Source organism: Micromonospora sp. KC721, from assembly GCF_004348355.1.
In the GTDB taxonomy this organism is placed as follows: Bacteria; Actinomycetota; Actinomycetes; order Mycobacteriales; family Micromonosporaceae; genus Micromonospora.
In genome coordinates this window covers 20,620-47,218 of the sequence record NZ_SMJY01000023.1, presented here as the reverse complement: position 1 = coordinate 47,218, position 26,599 = coordinate 20,620, and the positions used below count along the sequence as shown (strand labels likewise).

Below are 26,599 nucleotides of genomic sequence, written 5' to 3'. Positions count from 1 at the left end.
GCCGGTGGCGGGCCGGTGGCCGGGAGGTTGAGCGGGGAGGCGTCCCGCTCCTGGGAGCGGGACGCCCGCTCGTCGGCCAGGGCGCGGTCGGCGAGCATCTCGTGGACCGGCTCCGCGCGCTGGTCGCCGTCGTCGCCGCCGGCGTACACCACCAGGCCCAGGCAGCAGGTCACGCCGCCGGCGAGGGCGAGCCGGACGGGAACGGCCGTCAGCAGGGCGCGGGCACCGCGTCGGGGCGGTTCCGGGGCCCGGTGTCGGCCGATCCTCCGTTCGTCGGATGGGGCGTCGGCCGGACGGGTAACCCTGCGGGTATGGGTCTGCTGCTGCTCAGGGGAGTGGTCGGCAGGCACTCGCCGAGGCTAGAGACCTCAACGCCGGCTGCCACCGGGGCTATTGGTGGCATGCGCCACAGTTTGCCATGATCAGGGTGGGCAATTACCGTGCCTCACCACGAAGGCAACCTATGACGCAGTTGCCATCTGTCGGATATTTACCTCTTTATGTAGACCGATCGCCGAGGTTCTCCGCTGCCGGACGCCGACTCTGCACCCTCCTCCGTTCGGGTGAACTGGTCGGTCCGTACCGCCGAATGGGTGTCCGCCGGCCGGGGCGCCGATGTCCCACCCGCCCGCGGGCCGACGGCCGGCAGCCCCGGCCGTCGGCGCGGTGAGCGCTGCCTCAGCGCCGGCCGTTGTCGGCGGGCGTCACCGTCAACCGGTGCCGGCTGGCGTCCCCGCTGGAGAAGGGCCAGATCCGGTCGGCGTGCGCGACCAGATCGGCCAACTGCTCGCGGCTCAGCCCCGCCGACGAGATCGACGCACGCACATCGGCGTGGTAGCGGCCGTCGTCGTCACGGCCGAGCTTCGCCTCCGCGGTGACCTGGACGGTGTGCGCCTCGTCGGTGATCTCCCCGGCCACCTCCACCGCCGCGTGGTGCAGGCAGGAGGCGAACGCGGCGGCCAACAACTGCTCCGGAGTCAGGCCCGTGCAGTGCGGCGCCAGCGGTGACGCCAGCGCCGTGGACAAGCCGCCGTCCTCGGTGCGGACATGACCGCCGCCCGCGGTCGCGGTGGCCTCGTGCAGCCAGGAACTCGGATCCGGCATGGCGTTCCTCCCGTCACTCACCGGCCGGCGTTCCCGACCTCGATCCGGTGAAACGCACCGCCGACGCGCGGCTCAGGTCGGACGGGACCGCTCGTCGAGGGCGACCGCCTCGGTGACCTCGGTGGCGGCCCGCTGGCTCCACGGCGAAATCGGCGCGGAACGGGGCCGGGGCACCGAGGCCAGCATCGGCACGTACACCCGGGCGTCCACCGCCTCGGCCAGCAGCAACGCGGCCATCAGGCTGGTCGGCCGGCGGGTCGGATTCTCGGCCAGGCAGCATCGGCACAGGTCGGCGACCTCCGCAGGCAGCCCCTCGACCGGCGGCAGCGGCTCGGGCACCACCCGACGGCGGGCCCCCACCAGTTGGGTCGCGGTCGTACCGGCCGCGTACGGCAGCCGCCCGGTGAGCCCGTAGTAGAGCAGGACGCCGAGTGCGTACATGTCGGCGGCGGGGGTGGCCGGCTGCCGGTCGAACTGCTCCGGAGCCAGGTACGCCGGCGTGCCCACCACCATCCCGTCCGGGGCCTCGTCGGCCGCGCCGGCCGGCGTGGCGATGCCGAAGTCGAGAACCTTGACCCCGCACGGGGTCAGCATGACGTTGGCGGGTTTGACGTCGCGGTGCACGATGCCGTGCGCGTGCGCGGCCGCCAGCGCCGCCGCGACCTCGGCGCAGACCCGCACCGCGATGCGCCAGTCCAGCGGCCCGTGGCGCAGGTGCACGGCGAGCGTCTCTCCCTCGGCCAACTCCATCACCAGATACGGTGCCTCCTGCCCGTCCGGCGTGGAGGCGGTGCCGAAGTCGTGCACGCTGGCCACGTTGGGGTGCACCAGGCGGGCCGCCGAGCGCGCCTCGGCCCGGATCCGCGCCACCGAACTCTCCTCGCCGTGCCGCTCGGGCGATATCAGCTTCACCGCCACCGGCCGGTCCAGCACCAGGTCGTGCGCGCGCCACACCTCGGACATGCCGCCCACGCCGATGCGCTGTTCGAGCTCGTACCGCCCGGCCAGCGTCCTCATCGACCCGCTCCCGTCCGTCTCGTGCCTCGTCACGTCTTCCGCGGTCGGCGTTCCGCAGCCGGTACCCTGGGCGCGAGCTGGACAAACCTTCTTCCTCAGCAACCCCCGCCCGGAACACGCCGTGCGGTACCTTGCCAGCCGGGGCACCCGGCCTACCTGGCCGAGGCGGGCGCGGACAGGGGGCACGGATGGATGAGGTGGCCGTACGCTTCGTCGGTGGGCCGGCCGACGGGCTGCTCCGCGAGCTACCCGCGGACGCTAACGGCGAGCCGCCCGCCCAGTGGATCCTGCGGCACCCGGACGGCGACCAGCCGGCCGGCGGTGCCGGCCCGGACCACCTCTACGCCCGGCAGGCCCGCGCCGGCACCGGCCCCTGGACCATGCGTTTCGTGCGCACCTACCCTCTTGGCGTCGGCGAGTAGCGCCGTCCGGCGCGACCGGGCCATCCTGATCGCACAGCGGGCGCACAGGATAGCCACAGGCCGGTGCAAGCCGCGCCACGCACGATGGGGACATGGTGATGGAAGGGCAGGCAGCACGGCACCGGATCGAACTGCGTCGCCCCGACGGCGGGCCGGTCCGGGTGCTGGTGGTCGACGACGAGCCGACGCTGACCGACCTGCTGGCGATGGCGCTGCGCTACGAGGGCTGGGAGGTGCGCAGCGCCGGCGGCGGGATGGCCGCGGTGAGCGCGGCCCGGCAGTTCCAGCCCGACGCGGTGGTGCTCGACGTGATGCTGCCCGACCTGGACGGCTTCCAGGTGCTGCGGCGGCTGCGCGAGCAGGCCCCGACCGTGCCGGTGCTCTTCCTGACCGCCCGGGACGCGGTGGAGGACCGCGTCGCGGGGCTGACCGTGGGCGGCGACGACTACGTCACCAAGCCGTTCAGCCTGGAGGAGGTGATCGCCCGGCTGCGCGCCCTGCTGCGCCGGTCCGGCTTCGCGATCGCCAGCCGGGAGGAGGCGGTGCTCACCGTCGGTGATCTCAGCCTCGACGAGGACAGCCACGAGGTACGCCGCGGCGGTGACCTGATCACCCTCACCGCCACCGAGTTCGAGCTGCTGCGGTACCTGATGCGCAACCCGCGCCGGGTGCTGAGCAAGGCGCAGATTCTCGACCGGGTCTGGAACTACGACTTCGGCGGACAGGCCAACGTCGTGGAGCTGTACATCTCGTACCTGCGAAAGAAGATCGACGTCGGCCGGCCCCCGATGATCCACACGTTGCGCGGCGCCGGGTATGTCCTCAAGCCCGCGGAGTGACCTGATCGGCCGGTGGCGCCGGGTGCCGACCGGCTGGTCGTTGCGCCGTCGCCTGGTGCTGGCCGTGGTGGCGCTGCTCGCCCTGGTCAGCGTCGGCATCGGCGGGCTGACCACGGTGGCGTTGCGCCAGTTTCTGGTTGAACAGGTCGACAACCAGCTCGCCCAGGGTGACCGGCCGCGCGGCGGGCCGTTTCCGTGGAACCGCCCACGGGGCGAGGCGCCGAAGCCGGATTCATCGCCATGGCAGCTTCGACCCGACCCGCCACCCGGGTTTCCCGCCGAGTCGATCAGCGCGCGGGTTGCCGGTGGTGCCGTCGCGTCCGCGCGCATCCGTACCCCGAGCGGCCCCGCCGAGGCCGTCGCCGCCGACCAGGTCGCCGCGCTGGCCACCCTGCCCACCGATGGACGGCCGCACACCGTCGACCTCGGCGACCGGGGCGACTACCGGGCGGTCGCCCGGCCGCTGACCGGCGGCGACGTGCTGGTCTTCGCGATCCCACTGGCCGGGGTGCAGGAGCTGGTCCGGCAGATGGTCGCGGCCCAGGCTGCCATCGCCACCGCCGGGCTGCTCGTCGCCGGCGGCCTGGGGCTGCTCATCGTGCGCGCCACGCTGCGCCCACTGAACCGGGTCGCCGCCACCGCGGCCCGGGTCGCCGAGTTGCCGCTGGACCGGGGCGAGGTCGCCCTGTCGGTGCGGGTGCCCGAGGCCGACACCGACCCGCGCACCGAGGTCGGGCAGGTGGGGGCGGCGCTCAACCGGATGCTGGGGCACGTCGCCGACGCGTTGGCCGCCCGGCAGGCCAGCGAGACCCGGGTACGCCAGTTCGTCGCCGACGCCAGCCACGAGCTGCGTACCCCGCTGGCCGCGATCCGCGGCTACGCCGAGCTCGCCCGGCGCGGCCGGGACCAGGTGCCGCCGGACGTCGCCCACGCGCTTCGCCGGGTCGAGTCGGCCAGCACCCGGATGACCGGGCTCGTCGACGACCTGCTGCTGCTCGCCCGCCTGGACTCCGGTCGGCCCCTCGCGGTCGAACCGGTCGAGCTGACCGCGTTGATCCTCGACGCGGTCAGCGACGCGCACGCCGCCGGGCCGCAGCACCGCTGGCAGCTTGACCTTCCCGACGAGGCGCTGCAGGTGCCCGGCGACGCCACCAGGCTGCACCAGGTGGTGGCGAACCTGCTGGCCAACGCGCGGGTGCACACCCCGCCCGGCACCACGGTCACCACCCGGCTGGCAGCCGTGACCGACGGCGTGGAGATCAGCGTCGCCGACGACGGACCGGGCATCCCACCGCAGTTGCAGGACGAGGTGTTCGAGCGCTTCGCCCGAGCGGACAGTTCCCGGTCCCGTGAGCACGGCAGCACCGGGCTCGGTCTGGCGATCGTGGCGGCGGTGGTGGAGGCGCACCGCGGAAGCGTCCAGGTCCGGAGCCGGCCCGGGCACACCGTCTTCACGGTCCGCCTGCCCGGAGCCGGACATCCCCTGCCCTGACCCTCGTCCCCGTGCCGGCGCGGTCGGCCGTCGTAGGGCCGTGGCAGGGTGGGCGGCGTGTACCGGGAGTGTCGAGCCGGCCGGATCGCCGGGGCGGTGATGTGGGCCAGCCGGAGCCGTCCGGGTGCGGCGCCGATCAGGGTGCTGCCGGACGGCTGTCTGGATCTGCTCTGGTCACCTCGGTCCGGGCTGCTGGTGGCGGGGCCGGACCGGACGGCCCACATCCCCCGCTGTGTGCCGGGGGAGCGGTGGCTGGGCCTGCGCCTGCCGCCCGGCACCGGCCCGGCGGTTTTCGGCGTCCCCGCCGACGTGCTACGGGACCGCCGGGTGCCGCTCGACGCGCTCTGGGGCCGGGCGGCGGGCGAGGCCGCCGAGCGGCTGGGCGACCGGCCGAGCGCCGCCGCGTTGGAGTCCGTGGCCGTCGACCGGCTGGTCGCCGCGGGTGGGCCGGACCCGATGGGCTGCCGGATCGCCGCCTCGCTCGCCGCCGGGGCGAGCGTCGCCGCGACCGCCGCCGATGTCGGCCTCGGCCCGCGTGCCCTGCACCGGCGCAGTCAGGCCCTCTTCGGGTACGGCCCGAAGACCCTCGCCCGCATCCTGCGGATGCGCCGGGCGTTGGCGCTGGCCCGCGCCGGCGTCCCGTGGGCCGACGTGGCGGCCCGCAGCGGGTACGCCGACCAGGCCCACCTCACCCGCGACGTTCGCGAGTTGGCCGGCGTCCCACCCACCCGGTTGCTGCCTGGTTGACCGGCGCCCTGGCGGCGGCTGCGGGGGGCGCCGGCGTCCCGTCGCCGTAGCCGTCCGGTTGGTGCCGCACCGCCTACCGCTGCCCGCAGGCCGGTGCGTGGACGGGCGTCGGTGAACGAATCGGTCGGACGGTGGCCGGTGTGGCCCCGCGAGAGCCGCCGACCACGTACGGTGGCAAAGGAACAACTCCGGCGTCAACGGTCTAAATGCCGCATACAGGCGTGCCTGACGCCGGGATGACAACGGCGAAGGAAGGGAGCGGTTGGTGATGCACCTGGCCTACCTGGACGCGGGGTCCGGCAGCCTGATCGTGCAGGCGGTCGTCGGCGGGGTCGCCGGGGCGGCCGTCGCCGGCAAGCTCTACTGGCGCCGGCTGGTTGACCGCTTCCGGCGGCAGCCCACCGACCGCGGCTGAAGCCTCACCGATGACCAGCTCCGACCTCGGGATCCGGGCCGATCCCGGCTCCTTCCGCGACCCGGCGAACCGGGTGTTCCACGCCGCCGGGCAGGTGTTGCGTGGGCTCGACCCGCAGGCCGCCCGCCACTGGGCCGCACTGGCCGACAGCACGTTCTTCACCGGGCTGCTCGCCGAGGGCAAGGTGTGCGGCACCGAGCAGGTCGAACCGGCGGTGCTGCCCGGCTGGGCCGCTGTGCTGCGCCACGAGCGCATCCCGTTCGTCTCCCACCCGTACGAGTGGTCGTTCGGCATGCTCCGCGACGCGGCGCTGCTACACCTGGAGATCCTGCGCCGGGCGTTGCCGGCCGGCTTCACCACCAAGGACGGTTCGGCGTACAACCTGCAGTGGCGGGGGGCCAGTCCGGTCTTCATCGACGTCGGCTCCTTCACGCCGCTGGTCGACGGCGAACCGTGGGCCGGCTACCGACAGTTCTGCCAGACCCTGCTCTACCCGCTGCTGCTTGAGGCCCATCTCGGCCTGGACTTCCAGCCCTGGCTGCGGTCCCGGGTCGACGGCATCGAGCCCGACCAGATGCGCCGCCTCTTCCGCGGCGCCCGGCGCCTGCTGCCCGGCGTGCCGACCCACGTCCACCTGCACGGCGCGATGCAGCAGCGCCACGCCCGGGCGAGCAGCGTCGACGTGCGCGCCCAGCTCCGCTCCGCCGGCTACTCCCGCGAGCTGGCACTGGCCACCGTCCGGGGCCTGGAGAAGCTGGTCCGCCGCCTGGACCGGCGCGAGGCGCCCAGCCACTGGGTGGACTACCAACGCACCTGCAGCTACAGCGCCCAGGACCGGGCGGAGAAGGAACACTTCGTCGAGACGGCGGTGCAGGCCGCCGGCACCCCTCGCCTGGTGCTCGACCTCGGCGCCAACGACGGCCGGTACGCCCGGATCGCCGCCCGCCACGCCGCCGCGGTGGTCGCCGTCGAACAGGACCCGGCGGTGGCCGACGCCCTGTACGGGGCGCTGCGCGCCGAGGGCGACCGACGGATCCTGCCGCTGGTGATGGACCTGGCCGACCCGTCCCCGGGCGGCGGGTGGGGTGGCGTCGAACGGGCCGGTTTCGCCACCCGGGCCCACGCCGACGTGGTGCTCGCCCTCGCCGTGGTGCACCACCTGGCCATCGGCCGCAACGTCCCGCTGGGCCAGGTCGTCGACCAGCTCCTCGGCTTCCTGCGCCCCGGCGGCCGGCTGGTGGTGGAGTTCGTTCACCCCGACGACCCCATGGCATGCCGGCTGCTGGCCAACAAGCCGGACGGCCTCTTCCCCGAGTACCGCCGCGACGTCTTCGAGCGGCTGCTCGCCGCGCACTGCCGGGTCGAGCGCCAGCGGGAGCTGCCCTCGGGCACCCGCACGCTCTACCAGGTGGTCGCGGGTGGCTGACCGTACCCTCACCGCCGCCGCGCCGCCATGCCCGGCCGACGTACGGCCGGGGCAGCCGCCACCGTCGCCGGGCGGCTGGCGGGCCGAGCTGCGCCGGCTGCTGGAGGTGAGCGCCCTGGTGGGGCTGGTGGTCACCCAGCCGCTGCTCGACGTGCTCGGCCGCAGCCCGGACTTCTTCCTGTTCCACCGGGCAGCGCCCGGCGACGTGCTGGTGCTGGTGGGGTTGATCGCCGTCCTGCCCACCGTGCTGGTCGCGGCGTTCGGCCTGGCCACCCGGCTGGCCGGCGTACGGGTCCGGACGGCGGCGCACACCGCCGTCGTGGGGCTCCTGCTCGCCGCGCTCTCCGTGCAGGTCGGCCGGCAGGTCACGCCGCTGCGTGGGGCGCCACTGCTGGTGGCCGCCGGGGTGGCCGGCGTCGCCGGGGCGGCGGCGTACCGACGGTGGCGGGCGGCCGGGCGGGTGCTGCGGGTCGCCGCGATCGGCCCGCCGGTCTTCGTGGCGCTGTTCCTGTTCGCCTCGCCCGCCTCGGCGGTGGTGCTACCCCGGGCGCACAGCGGGGCGGCCGGGGTGGTCGGGCCGGGGGAGCACCCGCCGGTGGTGCTGATCGTCCTCGACGAACTGCCGCTGGTCTCCCTGCTCGGCCCGGACGGCCGGATCGACGCCACCCGCTACCCGCACTTCGCCGAGCTGGCGGCCGGCTCGACCTGGTACCGCAACGCCACCGGGGTCAGCGGTTGGACGCCGTACGCGCTGCCGGCCATGCTCACCGGCCGCTATCCGGCCCAGTCGTACGCCCCGCACTACGCGCAGTACCCGGACAACCTCTTCACCGTCCTCGGCGGCCTGTACGACATCCGCGCCGAGGAGAGCATCACCCGACTCTGCCCACCGAGTCGTTGCGACCAGCCGGTCACCCCGGAGCACGGCCTGGGTGTACTGGTACGGGAGAGCGGTAAGCTGCTGCGTCGCCTGGCCGCTCCGGTGGACAGCCGGGTCGATCCGCAGGAGTCCTACCGGGAACGGACCGCGGCCGAGGCCGGTCTGGACGCCGCCGAGCCGGTCCCGGACGACCCGAAGTTCCGTTGGGACAGCCTGGACGACAACCAGCCCGCCCGGTTCACCAGCTTCCTGGCCGGGCTGCGTCCGTCCAGCCGCCCCACCCTGCACTTCCTGCACCTGTTGATGCCGCACGCGCCGTGGGTGTACCTGCCGTCGGGGGCCCGCTACGACGCCCCGGAGGACCTGTCCAACCAGGGCGCCGGCTGGGCCGAACTGGCCCGGGCCCGGCACCTGGCCCAACTGGCCTACACCGACCGGCTGGTCGGCGAGACGCTCCGGACCCTGCGCGCCACCGGCCTGTACGACCGGGCACTGCTCGTGCTCACCGCCGACCACGGGGTCAGCTTCCAGCGTGACTGGCAGGGGCGCGGGTTGGGGGCGATCAACCACGCCGCCGGCGAGGTGGCCTGGGTGCCGACGTTCGTGAAGACGCCCGGCCAGCGGGCGGGCCGGGTCGACGACCGCAACTGGGAGCATGTCGACCTGCTGCCCACGATCGCCGACGAGGTGCACGTGCGGATCCCCTGGCAGATGGACGGCAGGTCGGCGCGGCAGGCGCCGCGCGAGCGTACCGAGAAGGTCTTCTACGACCGGCCGGGCCAGCCGTTGACGCTGCGTGGTGGGCTGCCGACCCGACCGCCGGACCCGAAACCGCATCCGCTGCTCGGCACGACGGTCGCCCAGCGTCCCATCGGCGGACGGGCCCGGGTGCACAACCGGGCGGCCTTCGACGCCGTCGATCCGGCCGCGGGCGAACTGCCAGCCCTGGTGTGGGGCAGCGTGTCGCCCGAGGTGCCCGACGGCACGCTGCTCGCGGTCGCGGTCAACGGCACGATCGGCGCGGTGGTGCCCGCGGTGCCGCAGGACGAGGGGGGTCGCCGCTTCGCCGCCTTCCTCCCCGACGACCACCTGTTCCGGGCCGGCGCCAACCGGCTGGACCTGTACCGGATCGATCCCGACGGCGGCGGCCTGCGCCGGTTGGCAGTCGACTGATCCCTTCCTCCCCGACGTCCGTCATCGTCGGATTCGCCCGTACCGACCAGGGTTTCCGATCCTTCGGGTCGGGAATGAGGTGACGCATACCTCACCACCGACCCACGACGGGCGGTGTCCCGGAAGCCGCGAATACGGTAGAAGCGAAGGCAATTCAAGGAAGATTCGCCGGCGAAGCGAGGAACCACATGTCGGAAGTCAAGCTCGATCACCCCGGTGGGCAGCTCTCGATGCCGGTGAACGACGCGGTCGAGGGCCCCTCGGGCATCGGGGTGAGCAAGCTGCTGAAGGAAACCGGGATGACCACCTACGATCCCGGCTTCGTCAACACCGCGTCCTGTTCGTCCGCGATCACCTACATCGACGGCGACGCGGGCATCCTGCGGTACCGCGGCTACCCGATCGAGCAACTGGCCGAGAAGAGTTCCTTTCTGGAGGTCTCCTATCTGCTCATCTACGGCGAGCTGCCGAGCCAGCAGCAGCTGACCGACTTCAGCGAGCGGATCCGCCGGCACTCGCTGCTGCACGAGGAGATGCGCCGGTTCTTCGACGGCTTCCCGCGCGAGGCGCACCCGATGGCCGTGCTCTCCTCGGCCGTCAGCGCCATCTCCACCTTCTACCAGGACAGTCTGGACCCGTTCGACTCCGGGCACGTGGAGATGTCCACGGTACGGCTGATGGCGAAGGTCCCCACCATCGCCTCGTACGCCTACAAGAAGGCGATCGGGCAGCCGCTGCTGTACCCGGACAACGCGCTGGGCTACGTGGAGAACTTCCTGCGGTTGACCTTCGGTGTGCCGGCGGAGCCGTACGAGGTCGACCCGGTGATGGCCCGGGTGCTGGACATGTTGTTCGTGCTGCACGCCGACCACGAGCAGAACTGTTCGACCTCCACGGTACGGCTGGTCGGCTCCAGCAACGCCAACCTCTTCGCCTCGGTCTCGGCGGGCGTGAACGCCCTGTTCGGGCCCCTGCACGGCGGCGCGAACCAGGCCGTGCTGGAGATGCTGGAGAAGATCGCCGCCGACGGCGGCGACGTGCAGGCATTCGTCCGGAAGGTGAAGGACAAGCAGGACGGCGTCAAGCTGATGGGCTTCGGCCACCGGGTCTACAAGAACTACGACCCGCGCGCCGCCATCGTGAAGAAGGCCGCCCAGGACGTGCTGGGCCGGATGGCCAAGCCGGATCCGCTGCTGGACATCGCGGTGCAGTTGGAGGAGATCGCGCTCGCCGACGACTTCTTCGTCTCTCGCAGGCTCTACCCGAACGTGGACTTCTACACCGGCCTGATCTACAAGGCCATGGGCTTCCCGACCAAGATGTTCACGGTGCTGTTCGCCCTGGGCCGGCTGCCCGGCTGGATCGCCCAGTGGCGCGAGATGATCAACGACCCGGAGACCAAGATCGGCCGGCCGCGGCAGCTCTACACCGGCGCCGCCGAGCGGGACTACGCCCCGATCTCCGAGCGCTGACCCCACCCGGTCCGCACCCGACACCGCCGCCGGCCCGCTGGGGCCGGCGGCTGTGTCGTTCGGTGTGATCGACTCCGGTTGCGCCGAAGTGCGCCCTCCCCCGGGCGCTGATCCACCCACCTGCCGCAATCGGAGTCCACCCCGCCCGGCCACCCCGCCCGGCCGGCGGGACCGATCGACTCCGCGGGCGCCGCGGTCAGCGCAGGCCGGCGGCGGCGAGCAGGTTGCCCTGCGGGGTCGGCGAGACGGTCCGGCCGACGGTCATCCGCAGCTCGGCCCGGGCTGCGGTGAAGGCCGAGTCCCCGGCGATCGCCGCCGCGTAACTGGCCGCGGTCCGATGGGCGATGGCCGACCAGCCGTACTGCTCGCGGACCATGTCCCGGGCCCGGCGGGCGAGCAGCCGGGCACGGTCCCGGTCCGACAGCAGCGCGTCGACGGCCTCGCTGAGCCCGTCGGGGTCCTGCGGGGCGAAGGTCACTCCGGTGACGCCGGGCTCGACGATCTCGGCCAGCCCGCCGGTGCGGGCCACCGCCAGGGGTGCTCCGGCGGCGGCGCCCTCCAGCGCGACCATGCCGAACGGCTCGTAGATGCTCGGCACCGCGAAGCAGTCCGAGGCGGCCATCACCGCGGGCAGGTCGGTGCCGCCGAGGAAGCCGGGCATGCTGACCATGCCCCCGAGGCCGAGCCGGTGCACCTCGGCCTCCAGTGCCGACCGGTACGGGCCGTCACCGACGATCACCGCGCGCAGCCCCGGGTGCCGCTCCCGCAGCCGGGGCAGGCCGGCGAGCAGGTGCTGCACGCCCTTCTCGTACACCAGCCGACCGGCGAAGGTGACCAGTGGGCCGTCGCCGGCGAAGCGGGCCCGGGCCGAGGCGACCGCCGAGGAGGGCACCCGCCAGCGCTGCGGCTCGACGCCGTTGGGCACCACGTCGATGCGGTCGGCGTCCACCCCGAACAGCGCGCCGACCTCCTGGCCCATGTAGCCGGAGCAGGCGATGATTCGGCCGGATTCGCTGGTCAGCCAGTGTTCGACGCCGTGGATGGTGCGGTTCATCTCGTCGGGTAGCCAGCCTTGGTGTCGGCCGGCTTCGGTGGCGTGGATGGTGGTGACCAGTGGTATGTCGAGGTGTTCGCGCAGGGTGATGGCGGTGTGGGCGACGAGCCAGTCGTGGGCGTGGATGACGTCGTAGGTGCCGGTTTCGGTGGCGCGTAGGGCGGTGCGGGTGAGGGTGTGGTTGAAGGCCATGGTCCAGGCCAGGAGGGTGTTGGTGGCGAGGGGGAAGGTGACGGGGTCTTCGGGGGCGCGCAGGATGCGTACGCCGTCGGCGTATTCCTCCAGGGGTGCGCCGTCGGCGTGTCGGGTGATGACGGTGACCTCGTGGCCGGCGGCGGCGAGGGCGACGGAGAGGGCGTGGACGTGGCGGCCGAGTCCGCCGACGAGCACCGGCGGGTACTCCCAGGAGAGCATCAGCACCCGCTGGTGCCGGGCGGGGTTGATGTCGATCACGTCGGCGTCAGGTGACATGCGGCCCCCTTTGAGTTGTGTCCGGGACACGCGTGGATGGACACCGAAGGGGGTGCCGTCGCCCTGGCCCGGGTTCGGGCCAATCCTGCCGACTGGTGGCTAACCAGCGGAGACGTGGGGATTGCCGGTGTGTAACGCGTGCCTATCCGGCTTTCCGGACGCGCAGCAGCTCGGCCACCGACCACGCCTGGAACGGGCAACCGGTGGCGGCGTGCGGCGCGGTGCCGTCAGCCGTCTCACTCACCGATCCTAGGCCATACTCCCCCAAATGGCCTACAAGTCCGACCAAAAGGTCATCGGTGGCTAGTCCGGCCTTCCGGTACGCGTCGACGAACGGGCCGATCAGCCACGGCCAGACGGTCCCCTGGTGGTAGGCGGTGTCCCGTTCCGCCGGCCCGCCCCGGTGCCGGGGCGCGAACTCCGGGCAGTCGGGGGAGAGGCTGCGCGGCCCCAACGGCGTGGCCAGCCCGGCCGCCAGTCGGCGCAGCACCGCCGGCTCCGGCGCCAGCGGGGCGTACGGCAGCGACCAGGCCAGCAGCTGGTTCGGCCGGAGCAGGTCGTCGTCGTGGTGCGCTGCCCCGCCCAGCGGGTACGCCGGGGCCGGCGCGTCCACCACGTCGTGCAACCAGCCGGTCGGTGCCGGGAACCGCTTGCCGAACGCCTCCTCGGCCCGGGCGTGCAGCCGCCACAGCTCGGCGGCGTCCCCGCCGGCCAGCTCGGTCAGCTCCGCCAGGCCGGCCAGCCCGCTCACCCAGAGCGCGTTGACCTCCACCGGTTTGCCGGTACGCGGGGTCACCGGCACCCCGTACACCCGGGCATCCATCCAGGTCAGCGCGGCACCCGGGGTGCCGCCCTGGGTGATCAACCCGTCGGCCGGGTCGACCCCGATGCCGTACCGGGTGCCGGCCACGTGCGCCCGGACCACCTCGTGCAGCGCCGGCAGCAGCTCGTCACCGAGATCCGTGTCGCCGGTGACGGTGACGTGCCGGCTCACCGCGTGCAGGAACCACAGGGTGGCGTCGACGGTGTTGTACTCCACCCGCCCGGTGTCGGCGGTGTTCGCCAGCATTCCCTCCGACAGCGTCGCCGCGTACGACCGCAGCAGCTCCCGCCCCTCGTCGGCCCGACCCGTGCCGAGAAACAGCCCCTCGTACGAGGTCATCGTGTCCCGCGACCAGGCGCCGAACCACGGGTACCCGGCCACCACGTCCGGCCCCGTGGCGGTGCGCACCACGAACGCGTCGGCGGCCAGCGCGAGGGTGGCACCGACGTCGTCGGCCGGCCGGGCCGCGGCCACCACCTGCCGGTTACGCCGCCGGGCGGCCTCGACCACCTCGGTCGCCGGTGGCGGCTCCGAGCCGAGATCCTGCGCCCAGGCCCGTACCGACACCGTGTCGCCGGGCCGCTCCAGCGACCCGGCGAAGCGGCCCGCGTACCACAGGTCCTCCTCCGGGTGCAGGCCCCGGGCCGCCTCCTCGCGGTGGCGCACCCCCAGCCACCACTGTCCCTCCGGCCGCCAGTCCGGCCCGGAGAGCCGGTACGCGCCCTCGACCACCGCGCCGTCGTCGACCGGCTCCATCCGCAACGGCGGGCCGTCGGCCCGCCGTTCGCCGTGCGCGTCCCGCCAGGTGCACGCCGCGCTCAGTTCCAGCCGGACCGGCCCGCCCGCGACCAGCCGGTGCACCACCGCCACGCAGGACCGGCCGGGCAGCATGGCGATCTCCCGCTCGATCACCACGTCGCCGATCCGCCACCGCCAGCGGGGCAGCCCGTCGACCAGGTCGAAGCGTTCCAGCAGCTCGAAGCCGCGCGGGTCGACCACCCGGGAGGACCACTCGTGCACCCCGAGGCGCACCCGCGCGCCGGAGGGCAGCAGCACCGCCGGGTCCAGGCTGACCAGCCCCACCTTCCGGGCGGCCGGGGTCTCTCCGGAGGTCACCAGCAGGCCGTGGTAGCGGCGGGTCCGCAACCCGCTCACCGTACCCATGGCGTACCCGCCGAGACCGTCCGGCACCAGCCACTCCCGGGTCGTCCCGGTGGCCAGATCAGCGCAGACCTGCGGCCCGAACCCGATGTCGATCACCTAGTTTCCTCCCACTGCGGCGAGGTGTAACACGACACGACGACAATGGCCGCTGTGGTCAAGTACCCCGACGACGTCCAAGATGTGCTGGTGTTCACCGACAGCTCACCCTCCGACGCACCCTTCCCCGACGCCGAACGCCTCCGGCTGGCCCAGGCCGACGCCGGGGAGCAGGACTGGCGCGCATGGGGCCCCTATCTGTCCGAGCGGGCGTGGGGAACGGTCCGAGAGGACTACAGCGAGCACGGTACGGCGTGGGACTACTTCCCGCACGACCACGCGCGGTCCAGAGCCTACCGGTGGAACGAGGACGGCATGGCGGGCGTCTGCGACGACCGGCAGACCTTCTGCTTCGCCCTCGCCCTGTGGAACGGCCACGACCCGATCCTCAAGGAGCGGATGTTCGGCCTCGGCGGCGACGGCGGCAATCACGGCGAGGACGCCAAGGACTACTGGTGGTACGAGGACTCCACCCCCACCCACTCCTGGATGCGCTGGCGGTACCACTACCCGCAGGCCGCGTTCCCCTATGACGAGCTGGTCGCGGTCAACGCGCTGCGCGGCCGGGACGAGACCGAGTACGAGCTGGTCGACACCGGCGTCTTCGACGACGACCGGTACTGGGCGGTCACCGTCGACTACGCCAAGGCGTCCCCGACCGACATGTGCATCCTGGTGACCGTGGCCAACCGGGGCGACGAGGCGGCCACCCTGCACGTGCTGCCGCACCTGTGGTTCCGCAACACCTGGGCCTGGGGTCTGCCCGGCGCCGACCGGGTGCCGAAGCTGGTCGGGGAGGGGTCCCGGCTGGTCGGCGAGCACTGGGTGCTCGGGCAGGTCCTGCTCTCCGGCGACGGTGATCCGACCCCGCTGCTCTGCGACAACGACACCAACGCCGAGCGGCTGTGGGGGCTGCCGGGCCGGTCGCCGTACCCGAAGGACGGCATCAACGACCACGTCGTGGCCGGCGCGGCCACCGTCAACCCGGCGGGCGAGGGAACCAAGGGCGCGCTGCACTACGTCCTCGACGTGCCCGCCGGCGGCCAGCGGCAGATCCGGCTGCGGCTGACCCGGACCGCACCGCCACCCGGCGGCGCGACCCCACCGCGATCCGACCTCGGCGCCGGCTTCGACGCCGTGGTCTGGGCGAGGCGGGCCGAGGCGAACCACTTCTTCGCCGGCGTCATCCCCGCCGCGGCCAGTGCGGACGAGGCCCTGGTCGCCCGCCAGGCCATCGCCGGGCTGATGTGGGGCAAGCAGTTCTACCACTTCGACGTCAAGCGGTGGCTGGAAGGCGACCCCGGCTCGACACCCCCGCCGGCCGGTCGCCGGCACGGGCGCAACAGCGCCTGGTGGCACATGACCAGCTTCGACGTCATCTCCATGCCCGACCCCTGGGAGTATCCCTGGTACGCCGCCTGGGACCTGGCGTTCCACTGCGTGAGCATCGCCCGGGTCGACCCGGGCTTCGCCAAGGAGCAACTGCTGCTCCTGCTGCGCGAGTGGTATCTGCATCCCAACGGGCAGATCCCGGCGTACGAGTGGGCCTTCGGCGACGTCAACCCGCCGGTGCACGCCTGGGCGGCGCTCAAGGTGTTCGAGATCGACGGGAGCCGGGACCACGAGTTCCTCGCCCGGGTGATGCACAAGCTGCTGCTGAACTTCACCTGGTGGGTCAACCGCAAGGACACCGGCGGCAACAACGTCTTCGAGGGCGGTTTCCTCGGGCTGGACAACGTCGGTCCGTTCGACCGGTCGGCCGCGCTGCCGGTCGCCGGGGTGCTGGAACAGTCCGACGGCACCGGCTGGATGGCCATGTACGCGCTCAACCTGCTGGACATGGCGATCGTGCTCGCCGAACACGACCGGGCGTACGTGGACACCGCCACCAAGTTCTTCGAGCATTTCGCGTACATCGCGGCGGCGGCGTACGAGCAGGGGCTCTGGGACGACGAGGACGCCTTCTTCTACGACGTGCTGCGGCTGGCCGACGGCAGCAAGGTGCCGCTGAAGGTCCGCTCGGTGGTCGGGCTGCTGCCGTTGGCGGCCACCACCCGGCTCACCGCCCGTACCCTGCACCGCCTGCCCGAGCTGGGTGCCCGGCTGCGGTGGTTCCTCAGCCAGCGTCCCGAGTACGCCGCCGTGATCGGCACCCGCCGGATCGGTCCGGACGGCCGGCAGCAGCGGCTGCTGTCCATGGTCGCTCCGGAGCAGGTGGTCCGCCTGCTCGCCCGGATGCTGGACCCGGACGAGTTCCTCTCCGAGTATGGCCTGCGCACGCTCAGCCGGGCCCACCTGGACCAGCCCTTCTCGGTCACCCTGGGCGGGCACGAGTTCAGCGTCGGCTACGAGCCGGCGGAGTCGACCAGCGGCCTGTTCGGCGGCAACTCCAACTGGCGCGGGCCGATCTGGATGCCGACGAACTTCCTGCTGATCAGCGCGCTGCGCGACTACGCCGCGTTCTTCGGCGACGACCTTCAGGTCGAGTACCCGACCCGCTCCGGGCGCAAGTGCACCCTGGAACAGATCGCCGACGACCTCTCGGCCCGGCTGATCTCGCTGTTCACCCGGGACGGCTGGGGCCGGCGGCCGATCTACGGCGCCGCCCAGTTGTTCCAGACCCACCCGGACTGGCGGGACCTGATCTGTTTCCCCGAGTACTTCCACGGTGACAACGGCGCCGGCCTGGGCGCCTGGCACCAGACCGGCTGGACGGCCCTGGTCGCCGATCTCATCCTCACCCTGCGCCGGGAACCGCCGCCTGCGGCGAAAACCGGCTGACCCGGTCGACGGCCCGCAGTAGCGTCTGCCGGACACGGAGACCGGGAGGGGCAGGATGTCACAGCGCCACAACGCGGCGGTGCTCGTCTTCGACGCCGACGACACGCTCTGGGAGAACAACCTCCTCTTCGAGCGGGTCATCGACGACTTCCTGGACTGGCTGGACCACCCCACCCTGGACCGCCGCGAGATCCGCGCCGTGCTGGACGACATCGAGGCCGCCAACGCCGTCGCCCACGGCTACGGCAGCAAGGTTTTCCTGCGCAGCCTCGCCGAGTGCCTGGAACGGTTGCGCGAGCGCCCGGCCACCGACCGGGAACGCCGGGAGATCGACGAGCTGGCCGCCGCGCTCGTCGCCCACCAGGTCGAGCTGATGCCGGGGGTCGCGGACACCCTCGACGCCCTCGCCGGCCGGTACGACCTGCTCCTGCTCACCAAGGGCGACCGGGAGGAGCAGCAGCGCAAACTCGACGCGTGCGGGCTGCTGCACCACTTCGACGCCGCGCACATCGTGCCGGAGAAGAACGCGGCGACCTACCGGTGGCTGGCCCGTGAACACGGCTTCGACCCGGCACGCGCCTGGATGGTGGGGAACTCCCCGAAGTCGGACATCCTCCCGGCCAGGGCGGCCGGCATGTCCGCCGTCTTCATCCCGAACGACAACACCTGGGTGCTCGAACACGACGAACTCGACCCCGACGACCCCGGTGTGCTGCGCCTCAAGGAGTTCCCCGAGCTGCTTCGGCACTTCTGAGCGCCGGGCAGGTTCAGGCGACCTCGCCGCGCACGATCGCCACGGCCACCCGGCAGAACTCGTCCATGTCGGGCTGGAAGCCGGCCGCGATGTCCGGGTGCAGGCCGGATCGGGTCTCGTCCAGCAGCGACTGACAGACCTGCTCGACCGGCTCTCCGGCGTAGCTGGCGCGGACCCGGTCCGCGGCGGCCTGCAACGCCGAGGTCAGCTGCTCCTCCAGCGGACCGCGCAGCTTCTCCTGCACGGGATCGCGGGGGTCCAACGTGACATGTGGCTCTGACATCGGCGCTCCCTTCGTCGGCGTCCGCGGTACCCCACCGCGGGCGTCGGTCAAACCACGGTGGGCACCGCGGCCACCCGCACCTGGTAGGAGAAGTCCTCCGCGGGCTCCTCCCGGTACGACAACCGGCGAATCTGCCGGTCGTCGTCGTAGAGCGCGACGTCGACCAGGACGCCGAGGTGGGCCAGCCCGATGCTGGTGACCCGCTTCTTGTCCTGGAGCACCGCGCACACCCCGCCGAGCAGGGTGCTGGCGTCCGAGGTGCGGTGCCCCGGTGGGCACCGCAGGGTCAGGTCGACCTCGACCGGCCCGTCCAGCGGCGTCCAGCCGGTGCGCTGGGCCGCGGCGCAGGCCGCCTGGAGCAGGGCGCGGACCCTCGTCGCCTGCCGGTGCCCGGCGGCGAAGATGGACAGCGCCTCGGTCTTGACCGGTGGCAGGCCGCTCACCTCGAACGTCAGGGCGAGAGCGCGGGTGTCCTGCACGACGGCACCTCCTCGTGAAAGCGATCCTGCCCAACCGGTGGATCGGCAGAGGGCGGTTCGCGCGAGAACCAACCGATCGGGCGGGCCGTGGTCGGCCGAGGCGTGTCGACGACGGTGGCGGACGCGCAGGTCGATGCTAGTCCACCCGGGCGCTCGGAGTAATCGTCCGTTCACTCGGTCAGACGAGGCGGGAAGGCGCAGAACTGATTGCCTTTCGGGTCGGCCAGCACCCACCAACTGATCTCCGCGTCCGGCTCGCGGACCAGTCGCGCGCCCGCCCGCGGCAACGGCGCCCCGCCCGGCTGCGCCGGACCGTCAGCGGCGACCGCGCTTGATCTCGTGGAAGACCGGCATCCGCAGCAACGGCAGCACCGAGTCCCAGACCGTCAGGGCGTCGTCGAGCCCGGGCACCTCGGTGAAGATCGGCCCGTGCACGCCCCGATCGGCGTCCGGCACCATCAGCACCGGCGAGCCGATGTCCGGACCCGCCGAGGCGTACGCCAGGGCGTGCGAGGCACGTACCGCCTCGTCCCAACCGTCGTCGTCGAGGGCCGGCGCGTCCGCGCCCAGCCCGGCCGCCGCGACGGCCGCGTCCACCAGTTCGACCGACAGCGGGTCGCCGGCCTCGTGGGTGCGCGCGCCCAGTTCCGTGTAGAAGCGCCCGGCATCGTCGGCGCGGCCCTGCGCGTGCAACGCCTCCACCAGCCGCAGCGCCCGACTCGACGCGGCCAGCACCGGGGCGAACTCCGGCGACACCTTGCCGTCGTTGAGGATGGCCAGACTGAACGACCGCCACTCGACGCTCAGCCCGCGCGCCTGCGCGACGGTGACCAGCCAGCGCGAGGCGCGCCAGGTCCACGGGCAGACGGGGTCGAAGAAAAAGGTGGCATCCATCGGCCGAGCCTACGAGGGCACCACCCGAAGCGCCCGCCAGGGTCGCCGCCGGTGATGTTTCACGACGTCACCGCTCGGGCAGTGTAGGCGCACGAAACGTCCGGGGGCGGCATACTTCACGACCCGCCCGTCCCGGGCCGTATCGCCGTGCACCGGGGCACGGGTGCCTCCCCGGTTTCTCGCCGAAGGAAGGGGGAGGGCGATGACGGACCCCGAGGCGCCTGGACACCGACGCCGACCGGGCGTACGGGTCGGCGCGGCAGCCGCCGCGCTGGCGCTGGTCGCGCCGCTGGCCGCGTGCGGCTCCGGCGACGACGGCGGTACGCCCACCATCAACCTGTACTACCCGCCGGAGCAGAACCTGCAACAGGTGGTCGACGACTGCAACGCCCAGGCCGGGGGCCGCTACACGATCGCCTACCGAGTGCTGCCCCGGCAGGCCGACGACCAGCGGGTGCAGCTGGTGCGCCGGCTCGCCGCCGAGGACAGCGGCATGGACGTGCTCGGCCTCGACGTCACCTGGACCCAGGAGTTCGCCAGCGCCAACTGGATCCGCGAGTGGACCGGCCAGGACCGGGCCGAGGTGGAGCAGGGCACCCTCGCCGGTCCGCTGGACACCGCCCGGTACGAGAACCGGCTCTACGGCGCGCCGAAGAACACCAACGTCCAGCTGCTGTGGTACCGCACCGACCTGGTTGCCCAGCCGCCGGCCACCTGGGACGAGATGATCTCCGCCGCCCAGGAGCTGAAGCGGCAGGGCAAGCCGTACCAGGTGCTCACCATGGGCGCCCAGTACGAGGGCCTGGTCGTCCTCTACAACACCCTCGCCGCGAGCGCCGGCGGCAAGATCGTCAGCGACGACGGCCGGCAGGCCGTCATGGACGAGGGTGCCGTGCGGGCGCTCGACCTGCTCAAGCGGTTCGCCACGTCGGGCGTGACCTCACCGTCGTTCAGCAACGCCACCGAGGATCCGGTCCGGCTGGAGTTCCAGTCCGGCAACGGCGCCTTCCAGGTCAACTGGCCCTTCGTCTACCCCGCGCTGCAGGAGGCCGACCCGGCGCTGGCACAGAAGGTGCGCTGGGCCCGCGTCCCCGGTGTCGACGCCGGCACCCCCAGCCGGGTCACCATCGGCGGGATCAACCTGGCGGTCAGCGCCTACTCCCGGCACCCCGCCGAGTCGTTCGAGGCGGCGAAGTGCCTGCGCAACGCCGAACACCAGAAGTTCTCCGCGGTCAACGACGGCGTCCCGCCCACCATCGAGAAGGTCTACGACGACCCGGAGATGGCCGAGGCGTACCCAATGAAGGAGACCATCCTGGCGGAGTTGAAGGAGCCGGCGGTACGTCCGCTGAGCCCGGCGTACCAGAGCATCTCCACGGTGATGTCGGCGATCCTGTCTCCGCCCTCGGCGATCGATCCGCAGCGGACCGCCGACGAACTGCGGCAGGCGATCGCCGCCGCGCTGGAGTCGAAGGGGGTCCTGCCGTGAGCATCAACGTCACTCCCGCCGGCGCGGACGTGAGCGCCGACGCGGAGCACGGCACCGGCCGGCACGCGGCCGTCCCGACGCAGCGGGCCCGCCGCCGGGCCAAGACCCCGCTCAGTGAGAACAAGAAGGCCGAGCGTCGGCTGGGCTGGCTGCTCTGCGCCCCGGCCGCGCTGGTCATGGTGCTGGTCACCGCGTACCCGATCGTCTACTCGGTCTGGTTGTCGTTGCAGCGCTTCGACCTGCGCTTCCCGGACCAGCGTGAGTTCATCGGGCTGGAGAACTACGTCACCGTGCTCACCAACGAGTTCTGGTGGACCGCGTTCGGTGTGACCATGCTGATCACGGTGGTCACCGTCGCGGTCGAACTGGTGCTCGGCATGGGACTGGCGTTGATCATGCACCGCACGCTGGTCGGCCGGGGCATCGTCCGCACCGCCGCGCTGATCCCGTACGGCATCGTCACGGTCGTCGCCGCCTTCTCCTGGCGGTACGCCTGGACGCCCGGCACCGGCTACCTGGCCAACCTGTTCTCCGACGGTGCGCCGCTGACCGAGCGGGCCAGCTCGCTGGCGATCATCATGCTGGCGGAGATCTGGAAGACCACGCCGTTCATGGCGCTGCTGCTGATGGCCGGCCTGGCGCTGGTCCCCGAGGACCTGCTCAAGGCGGCCTCGACCGACGGGGCGACCGCCTGGCAGCGGTTCACCAAGGTGATGCTGCCGGTGATGAAGCCGGCGATCCTGGTCGCGCTGCTGTTCCGCACCCTGGACGCGTTCCGGGTGTTCGACAACATCTTCGTGTTGACCGCGGGCGGCAACGAGACCTCCTCGGTGTCGATGCTCGCCTACAACAACCTGATCCGGGGCCTCAACCTCGGCATCGGCTCGACGATGTCGGTGCTGATCTTCCTCACCGTGGCGATCATCGCCTTCGTCTTCGTGAAGCTGTTCGGTACCGCTGCCCCCGGCAGCGACGACGGAGAGAGGCGCTGAGATGGCCGTCGACACCACCACCCGGGCGAAGCTGCGCTGGGGTCTGCTGGACGTCATCGTCGTCGTCTTCGCGCTGATCCCGGTGCTCTGGATCGCCTCCCTGTCGTTCAAGACCCCGGCCACCCTCACCGACGGCCGGTTCTGGCCCCGGGAGTGGACGCTGGACAACTACCGGAGCATCTTCACCACCGACCAGTTCCTGCGCGCCCTGGTCAACTCGATCGGCATCGCCCTGATCGCCACCGCGATCGCGGTGGTGCTCGGTGCGATGGCCGCGTACGCGATCTCCCGGCTGGACTTCCCCGGCAAGCGGCTGCTCGTCGGCGTCTCCCTGCTGATCGCGATGTTCCCGCAGGTGTCGCTGGTGTCGCCGCTGTTCGAGATCGAGCGGCAGCTCGGCCTCTTCGACACCTGGCCGGGACTGATCCTGCCGTACATCACCTTCGCGCTGCCGCTGGCGATCTACACCCTGTCGGCGTTCTTCAAGCAGATCCCGTGGGACCTGGAGAAGGCGGCGAAGATGGACGGCGCCACCCAGGGTCAGGCGTTCCGCCGGGTGATCGCCCCGCTGGCCGCGCCGGGGCTGTTCACCACGGCGATCCTGGTCTTCATCTTCTGCTGGAACGACTTCCTGTTCGCCGTCACGCTCACCTCCACCGAGCGGGCCCGGACGGTGCCGGTGGCGCTGTCGTTCTTCACCGGCGAGTCGCAGTTCGAGGACCCCACCGGGGCGATCTGCGCCGCCGCCGTGGTGATCACCATTCCGATCATCCTGTTCGTGCTCTTCTTCCAACGCCGCATCGTCTCGGGCCTGACCTCCGGCGCCGTCAAGGGATAGGTGACAACAATGGCTGACATCGTGCTGGACAAGGTGAGCAAGCGCTTCCCCGACGGCACCACCGCGGTACGCGACGTCGACCTGGAGATCGCCGACGGCGAGTTTGTCATCCTGGTCGGCCCGTCGGGCTGCGGGAAGTCCACCACCCTCAACATGATCGCCGGGTTGGAGGACATCAGCTCCGGCGAACTGCGCATCGGTGGGCAGCGGGTCAACGACAAGGCCCCCCGGGACCGGGACATCGCCATGGTGTTCCAGTCGTACGCGCTCTACCCCAACATGACCGTGCGGGAGAACATGGCCTTCCCGCTGCGACTGGCGAAGCAGGACAAGCAGACCATCGACTCGAAGGTCGAGGAGGCGGCGAAGGTCCTGGAGTTGACCCCGCTGCTGGACCGCAAGCCGGCCAACCTCTCCGGCGGCCAGCGCCAGCGGGTCGCCATGGGCCGGGCGATCGTTCGGCAGCCCAAGGCGTTCCTGATGGACGAGCCGCTGTCCAACCTCGACGCCAAGCTGCGGGTGCAGATGCGCACCGTGGTGTCCCGGCTGCAGAAGCAGCTCGGCACCACCACCGTCTACGTCACCCACGACCAGACCGAGGCGATGACCCTCGGCGACCGGGTGGTCATCATGCGAGGCGGCGCGATCCAGCAGGTCGGCCCGCCGCAGGAGCTGTACGACCACCCGTACAACCTCTTCGTCGCCGGATTCATCGGCTCACCGTCGATGAACTTCCTGCCCGCCGCCGTCGAGGACGGAAAGCTGCGTACGACCCTGGGCGACGTGCCGATCGGCGAGCGGATCCGCCGGCAGCTCGAGGGCGCCGACGCGCCCCGCGAACTGATTCTCGGCATCCGTCCCGAGCACTTCGAGGACGCCGAGCTGGTCGACGACGACACCCGCCGCCGGGGCTTGGAGTTCACCGCGCCGGTCGACATCGTCGAGTCGATGGGCTCGGACAAGTACGTCTACTTCACCGTCGAGGGACAGCGGGCCACCGCCGCCGAGCTGGAGGAGCTGGCGGCCGATGCCGGGGCCGACTTCAGCGGCGGCGGCGCCAGCCTGGTCACCCGGCTGTCGGCCGAGTCGGCGGTACGGGAGGGCGAGGACCGGCGGGTCTGGTTCAACCTGGAGAAGATCCACCTGTTCGACCCGGGCAGTGGACACAACCTGACCCTGCACGAGGGTCGGTCGGGTGGGGCGCTCGCCGACTGAGCGCGGGCGCCGGATCCGGTGATCAGTCGGCCCACTCCACGAGGGTCGGCAGCCCGAGGAAGCGCGCGTACGGGTCGACGGCCGCCACCACCCGCTCGCGCGTCGCCGGGTCGAGCCCGACCAGCGGATGCAGGGCGACCCGGACGCGGGTCCTGGTCACGGTGCGCTTCCAGGTGCCGACCACCCGGCCGGCGCGTACCACGGTTGGCCGGAAGACACCGTTGCCGCCCGGAACGATGGCCTGCTGGTGCGCCGGGTCGAGCATCAGCGTGCGGTCCTTGTAGCCGAGCAGGTACTCGTCGAAGCCGGGCAGCGCCAGCACGTCGTCGGCCGGCTCCCGGGGGGCGTCGAGCAGTGCCGGGTCGAGCAGCGCCTCGACCCCGTCGACCTGGACGGCGGCGAGCGCGTCGCCGGCGACCGCGACGGCCCGCCGGGCGTCGGTGGCGGTCAGGCCCGTCCAGCCGGCGAAGTCCTGCCGGGTGGTCGGCCCATGGCTGCGGAAGTACCGGGTCGCGAGAATGCCGAGAGCCTCGTCCCGTTCGGGCCGGTGCGGGTCGGGGGCCCACTCGTCGAGCAGGGCGAACGTCTGCTCGGTGCCGACGTGCGGGGCGATGCAGGTGACGCCGCGTTGGCTGGCGTACCAGAGCAGGTGGTAGCCGCGCTGGCCGGCGCAGTCGATACCGGCCGCGGCGAGCGTGGCCAGGCACTCGGCGCGGGTCAGCCGGACGCCGCCGGCCAGCGCCGTGCCGAGCACGTCGGCGGCCCGGTCGGCCTCCGCCTCGGTCAGGCCGAGCACCTCACGGCGCCGCTGCGCCCCCATCAACGCCCGTACGCCGGTGACCGCCAGCATCCACCGGGCGTCGCGCGACGGTACGAGGTGCACCGTCCCCCGCATCGGCCAGGTGCGCAGCGCCTCCCGTCGCTCCAGCGCCGCCTGCACGTCGGCCACCGTGCACCCGGGCAGCCGGGCCCCCAGCGACCACATGCCGCTCGCGGCGTCCTGGGCCTGCATGGCGCCGAACCACCGCACGACACCGGCGACGTCCTGCGGCCGGCCTCGCGGGTGCGTCCGCAGCAGCAGGCTGGTCATCCGCAACGCCAGCGCCTCGTCACCGGTCAACCGCACGTCGGCCGCCCTTCCTGAACAGATCGACCGTCAGCCTAGGCGCAGCCACCGACACGTCTGCCGGTCGCGGCCGGCGGCACGGAGACGACACCGGGCGGACGGGCTGGTGCCCGTCCGCCCGGCCGCCCCGACACCCGCCGGGACCGTCGTGGTCAGCCGCGCCGTCGTGCCGACTCCGGCACGTCGACGTCGATCCGCTCCCGGCGAACCTGCTCGTCGATCGGCTGTTCCTCGACGATCTCGTCCTTGGCCAGCCGGACCCGCTCGACCGGGACCTGTTCCTTGCCGACCACCGGACGCTCGGCGCGCAGCTCCATCTCTCGCTGCTCGTCGCGGATGTCCGGCCGGATCTCACCCCGGTTCGCGTCGGTGATCGGCTCGCGGATGACGCGCACCTCGTCGTGCTCGATCGGCACGGTGGTGTGCACGTTCTCGGTCACCACCTGCTTGCTCAGCCGGGCGGTGCCCGCCGGCTCGCTCTCGGTGCCGACCCGCAGCCGTTCCTCCGACCGGGTCAGCTCCGGCGAACCGGGCATCCGCTGCGGCGGACGCTCCTGCTGCTGGAGCTGGTAGTGCCGGTAGAGCTGGGCGAGCCGGTCGCTGCCGAGCGGCTGCTCGGTGCCGGCCTCCACCGTCGGTGCGCTCTTGACGGTCGCCTTGTCGTACGGCACGGTCACCTTGCCCTCGGATACGCCGGCCCCGGTCAGCGGGGCCATGTGCTCGTGCTGGCCCATCATGCCGGTCTTCACACTGACCCAGGTCGGCTCGCCGGCGGCGTCGGCCCAGACCTGTGCCACGCTGCCGATTTTCGCGCCCGAGCGGTCCTGGACGTCCTGTCCGTACAGCGAACGGACCTGCTGTTCGGTCAGTCGCATGGTTCGTCCTTCCTCTCGTGGGTCACCGCTGGCTACCCGACGGGTCAGGGCAGCATTCGTCCAAGCCGGCGTGGAAACCGGCGCGGCCGGTGGTTCCCGCGGCGGGACCACCGCCGGTGCGCCTGGCGACGGGAGTGCGGCGTGCCGCTGCCCGGCGTCGACCCGCGAGGTGAGGCGGGAGGCCGACCTGAGAGGTGTGGGGGAGTTGGCCGAGCCTCGCCCGGCACAGCGGGTCGACGACCTGGGCGACGAGCTCCGGTAGAGAGCGGTAGCCAGGC

The 26,599-nt window shown here is 72.4% G+C and carries 24 protein-coding genes and 1 pseudogene; 14 read left to right on the top strand and 11 right to left on the bottom strand.

The features are described 5' to 3' along the window. The 3 genes and pseudogenes from E1182_RS06880 to E1182_RS06870 all read right to left on the bottom strand — a co-directional run. Positions 1–350 (bottom strand): annotated as a pseudogene (locus tag E1182_RS06880) (hypothetical protein); the annotation flags it as partial. Between the two features lie 328 nt (positions 351–678). Next, a complete protein-coding gene (locus E1182_RS06875) occupies positions 679–1,104 on the bottom strand; it encodes an OsmC family protein (RefSeq protein ID WP_132262089.1) in 426 nt (141 codons plus the stop codon). A 72-nt stretch (positions 1,105–1,176) separates the two neighbouring features. Further along, positions 1,177–2,121, bottom strand: coding sequence for a serine/threonine-protein kinase (locus E1182_RS06870; RefSeq protein ID WP_132262087.1), 945 nt, complete (start codon positions 2,119–2,121; stop codon positions 1,177–1,179). A 188-nt stretch (positions 2,122–2,309) separates the two neighbouring features. Between E1182_RS06870 and E1182_RS06865 the strand changes: the two genes are divergently transcribed. The 8 genes from E1182_RS06865 to E1182_RS06835 all read left to right on the top strand — a co-directional run bounded on the left by E1182_RS06865 (position 2,310) and on the right by E1182_RS06835 (position 10,987). After that, on the top strand, positions 2,310–2,543 hold the full coding sequence (locus E1182_RS06865) for a hypothetical protein (RefSeq protein ID WP_132262084.1): 234 nt from the start codon (positions 2,310–2,312) through the stop codon (positions 2,541–2,543). A gap of 92 nt (positions 2,544–2,635) precedes the next feature. After that, positions 2,636–3,382, top strand: coding sequence for a response regulator transcription factor (locus E1182_RS06860; protein ID WP_371687521.1), 747 nt, complete (start codon positions 2,636–2,638; stop codon positions 3,380–3,382). After that, the gene (locus tag E1182_RS06855; protein WP_132262082.1) at positions 3,360–4,874 is read left to right on the top strand and encodes a cell wall metabolism sensor histidine kinase WalK; all 1,515 of its coding nucleotides are present in this window, start codon (positions 3,360–3,362) and stop codon (positions 4,872–4,874) included. The genes E1182_RS06860 and E1182_RS06855 overlap by 23 nt, the downstream gene beginning before the upstream one ends. Positions 4,875–4,931: 57 nt before the next feature. Then, complete coding sequence (locus E1182_RS06850) at positions 4,932–5,621, top strand: helix-turn-helix domain-containing protein (protein ID WP_132262079.1); 690 nt, start codon at positions 4,932–4,934, stop codon at positions 5,619–5,621. A gap of 265 nt (positions 5,622–5,886) precedes the next feature. Further along, positions 5,887–6,036, top strand: a complete 150-nt coding sequence (locus tag E1182_RS30930) for a hypothetical protein (RefSeq protein WP_165942536.1) — start codon at positions 5,887–5,889, stop codon at positions 6,034–6,036. 10 nt (positions 6,037–6,046) lie between these two features. Next, positions 6,047–7,462 (top strand): methyltransferase, encoded by a 1,416-nt coding sequence (locus E1182_RS06845; RefSeq protein ID WP_132262077.1) that lies wholly within the window; start codon positions 6,047–6,049, stop codon positions 7,460–7,462. After that, on the top strand, positions 7,455–9,515 hold the full coding sequence (locus E1182_RS06840; RefSeq protein WP_132262075.1) for a sulfatase-like hydrolase/transferase: 2,061 nt from the start codon (positions 7,455–7,457) through the stop codon (positions 9,513–9,515). The genes E1182_RS06845 and E1182_RS06840 overlap by 8 nt, the downstream gene beginning before the upstream one ends. Positions 9,516–9,703: 188 nt before the next feature. After that, the gene (locus E1182_RS06835) at positions 9,704–10,987 is read left to right on the top strand and encodes a citrate synthase (RefSeq protein ID WP_132262073.1); all 1,284 of its coding nucleotides are present in this window, start codon (positions 9,704–9,706) and stop codon (positions 10,985–10,987) included. 196 nt (positions 10,988–11,183) lie between these two features. On the opposite strand, the gene E1182_RS06830 is transcribed toward E1182_RS06835, so the two are convergent. Together E1182_RS06830 and E1182_RS06825 are read right to left on the bottom strand one after the other, a co-directional pair. Beyond that, positions 11,184–12,512: a glycosyltransferase family 4 protein gene (locus E1182_RS06830; protein WP_132262071.1), complete on the bottom strand. Its 1,329-nt coding sequence runs from the start codon at positions 12,510–12,512 to the stop codon at positions 11,184–11,186. 142 nt (positions 12,513–12,654) lie between these two features. Beyond that, positions 12,655–14,595: an amylo-alpha-1,6-glucosidase gene (locus E1182_RS06825; protein ID WP_132262069.1), complete on the bottom strand. Its 1,941-nt coding sequence runs from the start codon at positions 14,593–14,595 to the stop codon at positions 12,655–12,657. Positions 14,596–14,640: 45 nt separating this feature from the next. On the opposite strand from E1182_RS06825, the gene E1182_RS06820 reads away from it, so the two are divergent. Both E1182_RS06820 and E1182_RS06815 read left to right on the top strand, forming a co-directional pair. Then, positions 14,641–17,376, top strand: coding sequence for a glucosidase (locus tag E1182_RS06820; protein WP_132262066.1), 2,736 nt, complete (start codon positions 14,641–14,643; stop codon positions 17,374–17,376). 55 nt (positions 17,377–17,431) lie between these two features. Continuing rightward, complete coding sequence (locus tag E1182_RS06815) at positions 17,432–18,130, top strand: HAD family hydrolase (protein WP_132262064.1); 699 nt, start codon at positions 17,432–17,434, stop codon at positions 18,128–18,130. Positions 18,131–18,143: 13 nt separating this feature from the next. Here E1182_RS06815 and E1182_RS06810 read toward each other — a convergent pair whose 3' ends face one another. The 4 genes from E1182_RS06810 to E1182_RS06800 all read right to left on the bottom strand — a co-directional run bounded on the left by E1182_RS06810 (position 18,144) and on the right by E1182_RS06800 (position 19,786). Beyond that, positions 18,144–18,413, bottom strand: a complete 270-nt coding sequence (locus tag E1182_RS06810; RefSeq protein ID WP_132262062.1) for a hypothetical protein — start codon at positions 18,411–18,413, stop codon at positions 18,144–18,146. 47 nt (positions 18,414–18,460) lie between these two features. Beyond that, positions 18,461–18,892, bottom strand: coding sequence for a hypothetical protein (locus tag E1182_RS06805; protein ID WP_132262060.1), 432 nt, complete (start codon positions 18,890–18,892; stop codon positions 18,461–18,463). Between the two features lie 170 nt (positions 18,893–19,062). Next, entirely contained in the window at positions 19,063–19,179 is a 117-nt protein-coding gene (locus E1182_RS30925) for a VOC family protein (protein ID WP_165942535.1), read from the bottom strand. Between the two features lie 28 nt (positions 19,180–19,207). Next, positions 19,208–19,786, bottom strand: coding sequence for a DsbA family protein (locus tag E1182_RS06800; protein WP_132262057.1), 579 nt, complete (start codon positions 19,784–19,786; stop codon positions 19,208–19,210). A 202-nt stretch (positions 19,787–19,988) separates the two neighbouring features. Between E1182_RS06800 and E1182_RS06795 the strand changes: the two genes are divergently transcribed. The 4 genes from E1182_RS06795 to E1182_RS06780 are packed head-to-tail and all read left to right on the top strand — an operon-like array spanning position 19,989 to position 24,320. After that, entirely contained in the window at positions 19,989–21,275 is a 1,287-nt protein-coding gene (locus E1182_RS06795; RefSeq protein WP_132262055.1) for an ABC transporter substrate-binding protein, read from the top strand. Beyond that, the gene (locus E1182_RS06790) at positions 21,272–22,267 is read left to right on the top strand and encodes a carbohydrate ABC transporter permease (protein WP_132262053.1); all 996 of its coding nucleotides are present in this window, start codon (positions 21,272–21,274) and stop codon (positions 22,265–22,267) included. The genes E1182_RS06795 and E1182_RS06790 overlap by 4 nt, the downstream gene beginning before the upstream one ends. A 1-nt stretch (position 22,268) precedes the next feature. Then, complete coding sequence (locus tag E1182_RS06785) at positions 22,269–23,105, top strand: carbohydrate ABC transporter permease (protein WP_132262051.1); 837 nt, start codon at positions 22,269–22,271, stop codon at positions 23,103–23,105. 9 nt (positions 23,106–23,114) lie between these two features. Beyond that, the gene (locus E1182_RS06780; protein ID WP_132262048.1) at positions 23,115–24,320 is read left to right on the top strand and encodes an ABC transporter ATP-binding protein; all 1,206 of its coding nucleotides are present in this window, start codon (positions 23,115–23,117) and stop codon (positions 24,318–24,320) included. Between the two features lie 22 nt (positions 24,321–24,342). On the opposite strand, the gene E1182_RS06775 is transcribed toward E1182_RS06780, so the two are convergent. Continuing rightward, the gene (locus E1182_RS06775) at positions 24,343–25,410 is read right to left on the bottom strand and encodes a winged helix DNA-binding domain-containing protein (RefSeq protein ID WP_132262092.1); all 1,068 of its coding nucleotides are present in this window, start codon (positions 25,408–25,410) and stop codon (positions 24,343–24,345) included. A gap of 188 nt (positions 25,411–25,598) precedes the next feature. Then, positions 25,599–26,321: a PRC and DUF2382 domain-containing protein gene (locus E1182_RS30920; RefSeq protein ID WP_207921296.1), complete on the bottom strand. Its 723-nt coding sequence runs from the start codon at positions 26,319–26,321 to the stop codon at positions 25,599–25,601. Between the last annotated feature and the right edge of the window lie 278 nt (positions 26,322–26,599).

What these genes read in the sequence shown, in the direction of transcription:
- E1182_RS06830 (WP_132262071.1), bottom strand. Translation starts at nt 12,512, where the DNA reads ATGTCACCTGACGCCGACGTGATCGACATCAACCCCGCCCGGCACCAG.
- E1182_RS06800 (WP_132262057.1), bottom strand. Translation starts at nt 19,786, where the DNA reads ATGGATGCCACCTTTTTCTTCGACCCCGTCTGCCCGTGGACCTGGCGC.
- E1182_RS06870 (WP_132262087.1), bottom strand. Translation starts at nt 2,121, where the DNA reads ATGAGGACGCTGGCCGGGCGGTACGAGCTCGAACAGCGCATCGGCGTG.
- E1182_RS06810 (WP_132262062.1), bottom strand. Translation starts at nt 18,413, where the DNA reads ATGTCAGAGCCACATGTCACGTTGGACCCCCGCGATCCCGTGCAGGAG.
- E1182_RS06835 (WP_132262073.1), top strand. Translation starts at nt 9,704, where the DNA reads ATGTCGGAAGTCAAGCTCGATCACCCCGGTGGGCAGCTCTCGATGCCG.
- E1182_RS06860 (WP_371687521.1), top strand. Translation starts at nt 2,636, where the DNA reads ATGGTGATGGAAGGGCAGGCAGCACGGCACCGGATCGAACTGCGTCGC.
- E1182_RS06865 (WP_132262084.1), top strand. Translation starts at nt 2,310, where the DNA reads ATGGATGAGGTGGCCGTACGCTTCGTCGGTGGGCCGGCCGACGGGCTG.
- E1182_RS06780 (WP_132262048.1), top strand. Translation starts at nt 23,115, where the DNA reads ATGGCTGACATCGTGCTGGACAAGGTGAGCAAGCGCTTCCCCGACGGC.
- E1182_RS06815 (WP_132262064.1), top strand. Translation starts at nt 17,432, where the DNA reads ATGTCACAGCGCCACAACGCGGCGGTGCTCGTCTTCGACGCCGACGAC.
- E1182_RS06855 (WP_132262082.1), top strand. Translation starts at nt 3,360, where the DNA reads ATGTCCTCAAGCCCGCGGAGTGACCTGATCGGCCGGTGGCGCCGGGTG.
- E1182_RS06775 (WP_132262092.1), bottom strand. Translation starts at nt 25,410, where the DNA reads ATGACCAGCCTGCTGCTGCGGACGCACCCGCGAGGCCGGCCGCAGGAC.
- E1182_RS06795 (WP_132262055.1), top strand. Translation starts at nt 19,989, where the DNA reads ATGACGGACCCCGAGGCGCCTGGACACCGACGCCGACCGGGCGTACGG.
- E1182_RS30920 (WP_207921296.1), bottom strand. Translation starts at nt 26,321, where the DNA reads ATGCGACTGACCGAACAGCAGGTCCGTTCGCTGTACGGACAGGACGTC.
- E1182_RS06785 (WP_132262051.1), top strand. Translation starts at nt 22,269, where the DNA reads ATGGCCGTCGACACCACCACCCGGGCGAAGCTGCGCTGGGGTCTGCTG.
- E1182_RS06845 (WP_132262077.1), top strand. Translation starts at nt 6,047, where the DNA reads ATGACCAGCTCCGACCTCGGGATCCGGGCCGATCCCGGCTCCTTCCGC.
- E1182_RS06820 (WP_132262066.1), top strand. Translation starts at nt 14,641, where the DNA reads ATGGCCGCTGTGGTCAAGTACCCCGACGACGTCCAAGATGTGCTGGTG.
- E1182_RS06875 (WP_132262089.1), bottom strand. Translation starts at nt 1,104, where the DNA reads ATGCCGGATCCGAGTTCCTGGCTGCACGAGGCCACCGCGACCGCGGGC.